This is a genomic window from Halomonas shengliensis (assembly GCF_900104135.1).
GTDB lineage: Bacteria > Pseudomonadota > Gammaproteobacteria > Pseudomonadales > Halomonadaceae > Halomonas > Halomonas shengliensis.
The window spans coordinates 46,831-51,063 of record NZ_FNIV01000014.1 but is presented as its reverse complement, the minus strand read 5'-3'; the positions used below and the strand labels follow the sequence as shown (position 1 = coordinate 51,063).

Here is a 4,233-nt window from a genome sequence, read left to right as displayed (position 1 = left end):
GATAGCTCAGTTGGTAGAGCAAGTGACTGTTAATCACTGGGTCGCAGGTTCGAGTCCTGCTCCGGGAGCCATCCTCCCCTCGCGGTAACCCTTTCTCCTGGCCTCATCCTGACTGTCATCACCGGCCCATCGCCGGCATCTTCGCGTGCCCGCACCTCGAGTGGCTCCGGGCCGAGGTCGACCTGCGCGCGCACCACCCGAGCGGGATGTGCCGCCCGGCCCCACATGCAAAGGCCGCCGCCCTGGCGGGCGGCGGCCTTCGTGTGGCGGCGGTAGGCTTCGCTCAGCCGCGACCGGCGAAGCGGTAGCTGTTCTCCAGCTTGGCGTAGTCGAGCAGGATCTGGGCGGCCTCCTGGACCTGCACTTGCTCCACCGGCTCCGCCTCGTCGCTCTCGCCCTCCTCGCCTCGGGCGTCGATCCACTCCTCCAGCGGCTCCAGGCCGAGGGCCTCGCGGCGCCGGTTCTCCAGGGCCAGCTGCTCGGCCTCCTGGGCCTCGACCTCCTGCTGGCGCTGCTCGCGGTTGAGGCTGACGCTGGTGGTCTCCTCGCGCAGTCGGCGGTTCAGCTCCGCCTGCTGCTCCAGGTAGCGGAAGTTGGGGTTGTCGGCGGCGCGCTGGAGATGGCGGTCGCGCAGCGACTCCATGAAGCGCCACGGTTCGCCATACTCGCGGTACTGCACCGAACGCACGGTGTCCCAGTCCAGGGCGTTGTCGAGGCTGCTCTCGCCGATCAGTTCGGGATCGATCAGGCTCGGGAAGATGATGTCCGGCTCCACGCCCCGGTGCTGGGTGCTCTCGCCGGAGATGCGGTAGAACTTGGCGCGGGTCAGCTTGATCTCGCCGTGGGAGAGCTCGTTGAGGGTCTGCACCGTGCCCTTGCCGAAGGTGGGCGTGCCCACCACCAGGCCGCGGCCGTAGTCCTGGATGGCGCCGGCGAAGATCTCCGAGGCGGAGGCCGAGAGGCGGTTGACCAGCACCGCCAGCGGGCCGTCGTAGAGCGCACCGGTCTCGGTGTCGCCGTAGAGGCTGATGCGTCCGCGGGCGTCACGCACCTGCACGGTGGGGCCGCGGTCGATGAACAGCCCGATCAGCGAGTTGGCCTCCTGCAGGGCGCCGCCACCGTTGTTGCGCAGGTCCAGCACGATGCCCTCGATCTCCTCCTCCTGGAGGCGCTCGATCTCCCTGGCCACGTCACGCGTGGTGCTGCGGTAGTCCTCCTCGCCGGCCTGCCAGGCATCGAAGTCGACATAGAAGGTGGGAACCGTGATCACCCCGATGCGGTGGGTGCCGTCGTCGCGCTTGAGCTCGATCACCTCGCCCTGGGCGGCCTGATCCTCGAGCTTGACGGTGTCGCGGGTGATGCGCACCTCCTTGGAGCGAGTCATGTCCACCGCCTGGGCCGGCACGATGTCGAGGCGCACCACCGAGCCCTTGGGGCCGCGGATCAGGTCGACGACCTCGTCCAGGCGCATGCCCACCACGTTGACCATCTCGCCATCCTCCTGGCCGACGCCGACGATGCGGTCGGCGGGCTCCAGCACCCCGGCGCGTTCGGCGGGGCCGCCCGGCACCAGGCTTGCCACCTTGACGTACTCGCCGTCGGCCTGCAGCAGGGCGCCGATGCCCTCCAGCGAGAGCCGCATCTGGATATCGAAGGACTCGCCCTGGCGGGGCGAGAGGTACTCGGTGTGCGGGTCGATGGTGCCGGTGACGGCCGCCATCACCAGGCCGAAGATATCCTCCTCGTTGGTCTGGCGCAGGCGGTTGAGCTGTCCCTCGTAGCGCTGGCGCAGGTTGTTCTCCACCTGCTCCTCTTCCTGGCCGCTGATGGCCAGCGACAGGGCGGCATTCTTGAGGCGCTTGGCCCACAGGGTGTCCAGCTCGTCCATGCCGCTCGCCCAGGGGGCGTCCTCGCGCTCCAGGGGCAGGCGCTTGTCGCTGTCGTAGCGATAGTCCAGGCCCTCGTCGAGGCGCGACAGCAGCCAGTCATAGCGGCTCTCGGCGCGCTCCTGGTAGCGCTGGTAGAGGGAGAAGAAGGGCGCGAGTTCGCCGTCGACCAGGGCGTCGTCCAGCTGGCGCTCCAGCGGACGGAACTCCGCCACGTCGGCCTCAGTGAGGAAGGCGCGCTGGCCGTCGAGCACGTCGAGGTAGCGCGCGAAGGCCCGGCTCGACCAGCCGTCATCCAGTCTGACGTCGGCATAGTGGCCGTAGCGCAGCGACTCGGCGATCTCGGTGGCCACCTGGCGCTGGGCGTCGGTGGGCTGCGGCTGCGCCAGGGCGGCGCCGGCGGCCAGCAGCAGGCCGGCCAGCACGGTTGCGGATCGCCCCAGGTGGGCAAGCGGGCTCATCGAAGAAGCACTCCCGGTTTGATGTACACTCATATCCCTTGACCCTCTCGCGGCCCGCGAGTTGCGCGGTCCGGCGAACCATTGTAGCAGCATACCTGCCTTGCCCATCATTGCCATCACGGAGGAATCCATGCGCTCCGAGGACGACCTGCTGTCGCGCCTGCTCGACTTCCTGCATCGCTCGCCCACCCCCTGGCACGCCACCGCCAACCTGGCCGCGCGCCTCGAGGCGGCAGGCTTCCGGCGACTCGACGAGCGCGAGCCCTGGTCGCTCACTCCCGGCGAGCGCGTCTACGTGACCCGCAACGACTCCTCCATCGTCGCCCTGCGGCTGCCCGAAGGGCCCCTCGAGGCGCTGCGCATGATCGGGGCCCATACCGACAGCCCCGGGCTGCGGCTCAAGCCCAATGCCGCCCAGACCGCCGCGGGCTGGCTGCAGCTGGGTGTGGAGGTCTATGGCGGGGCGCTGCTCGCCCCCTGGTTCGACCGCGACCTGGGGCTCGCCGGGCGAGTGCACTTGCGCCACGCCGACGGGCGTCTCGAGGGACGCCTGCTGCACGTCGACCGTGCCGTGGCCACCATCCCGAGCCTCGCCATCCACCTCGACCGCGAGGCCAACAACGGCCGCGCCCTCAATGCCCAGACCCAGATGGCGCCGGTGCTGCTGCAGGGCGGAGAGGCCAGTGACCTCAAGGGGCTGCTCGAGGGGTGGATCGCCGAGCAGCACGGCCTTGCGGACGTCGAGCTGCTCGACTTCGAGCTGGGCCTGCACGACATGCAGCCGCCGGCCCGGGTCGGGGTGCACGGCGAGCTGATCAGCGGGGCGCGGCTCGACAACCTGCTCTCCTGCTTCATCGGCCTGGAGGCGCTGCTGGCCGCGGATGGGCGCCAGGGGGCGCTGCTGGTGGCCAACGACCACGAGGAGGTGGGCAGTGCCAGCGCCTGCGGCGCCCAGGGGCCCTTCCTCGGCGATGTGCTGCGCCGGGTCTGCGAGCGGCTGGGCGGCGGCCCGGGCGAGGGCAGCGAGGAGGCCTTCATCCGCCTGATCCAGGCCTCGCGGATGATCTCCTGCGACAACGCCCATGCGCTGCACCCCAACTTCCTGGACAAGCACGACGCCGCCCACGGCCCCGCCCTCAATGGCGGCCCGGTGATCAAGGTCAACGCCAGCCAGCGCTACGCCACCAACAGCGCCACCGCCGCGCTGTTTCGCGACCTGTGTCGCGAGGCCGAGGTGCCGGTGCAGAGCTTCGTGACCCGCGCCGACATGGGCTGCGGTAGCACCATCGGCCCGATCACCGCCACCGAGCTGGGCGTGCCGACCCTGGACGTGGGCGTGCCCCAGTGGGCGATGCACTCGATCCGCGAGACCGCGGGCAGCCGCGACGTGGCCTATCTCACCCGGGCGCTGACCGCCTTCTGCAACCGCGCCGAGCTGGCCTGACGCCGCCTCGCCTTGGCCGCCGTCGGGTGCGTGTCGCTCGGCGGTCGCAAGGGCTGCAGAAAGCGTAGGGGGCAGGGTCCTAGTGGAGTAGGGGAGAGGACAGAGGAGGGCAGAAACGCAGAAGCCCGCCTGGCGAACCAGGCGGGCTTCTGTATGTTCGGTGGTGGCTACGCCCTGACTCGAACAGGGGACCCCATCATTATGAGTGATGTGCTCTAACCAACTGAGCTACGTAGCCAGCGGCGCGTACTCTATCGGCCCGGGAGGGGCCTGTCAACTGCCTGATATGGAAGGCATGCCAAGGCTTGACACCCCGGCGGGGGCTCGTTAATATTCGCGCCACCTCGACGAGCAGAGGCATCGCGTCCCATTCGTCTAGTGGTCCAGGACACCGCCCTTTCACGGCGGGAACAGGGGTTCGAACCCCCTATGGGACGCCACT

At 69.6% G+C, this 4,233-nt stretch carries 2 protein-coding genes and 2 tRNA genes; 2 read left to right on the top strand and 2 right to left on the bottom strand.

The features are described 5' to 3' along the window. Positions 1-283: 283 nt before the first annotated feature. Entirely contained in the window at positions 284-2,347 is a 2,064-nt protein-coding gene (locus BLP95_RS15635; protein ID WP_089680954.1) for a carboxy terminal-processing peptidase, read from the bottom strand. Between the two features lie 130 nt (positions 2,348-2,477). Between BLP95_RS15635 and BLP95_RS15630 the strand changes: the two genes are divergently transcribed. Continuing rightward, entirely contained in the window at positions 2,478-3,791 is a 1,314-nt protein-coding gene (locus BLP95_RS15630; protein ID WP_089680953.1) for a M18 family aminopeptidase, read from the top strand. A 161-nt stretch (positions 3,792-3,952) separates the two neighbouring features. On the opposite strand, the gene BLP95_RS15625 is transcribed toward BLP95_RS15630, so the two are convergent. After that, a tRNA-Met gene (locus BLP95_RS15625) sits at positions 3,953-4,029 on the bottom strand. Between the two features lie 126 nt (positions 4,030-4,155). On the opposite strand from BLP95_RS15625, the gene BLP95_RS16995 reads away from it, so the two are divergent. Then, a tRNA-Glu gene (locus BLP95_RS16995) sits at positions 4,156-4,231 on the top strand. Positions 4,232-4,233 lie beyond the last annotated feature (2 nt).

What these genes read in the sequence shown, in the direction of transcription:
- BLP95_RS15630 (WP_089680953.1), top strand. Translation starts at nt 2,478, where the DNA reads ATGCGCTCCGAGGACGACCTGCTGTCGCGCCTGCTCGACTTCCTGCAT.
- BLP95_RS15635 (WP_089680954.1), bottom strand. Translation starts at nt 2,347, where the DNA reads ATGAGCCCGCTTGCCCACCTGGGGCGATCCGCAACCGTGCTGGCCGGC.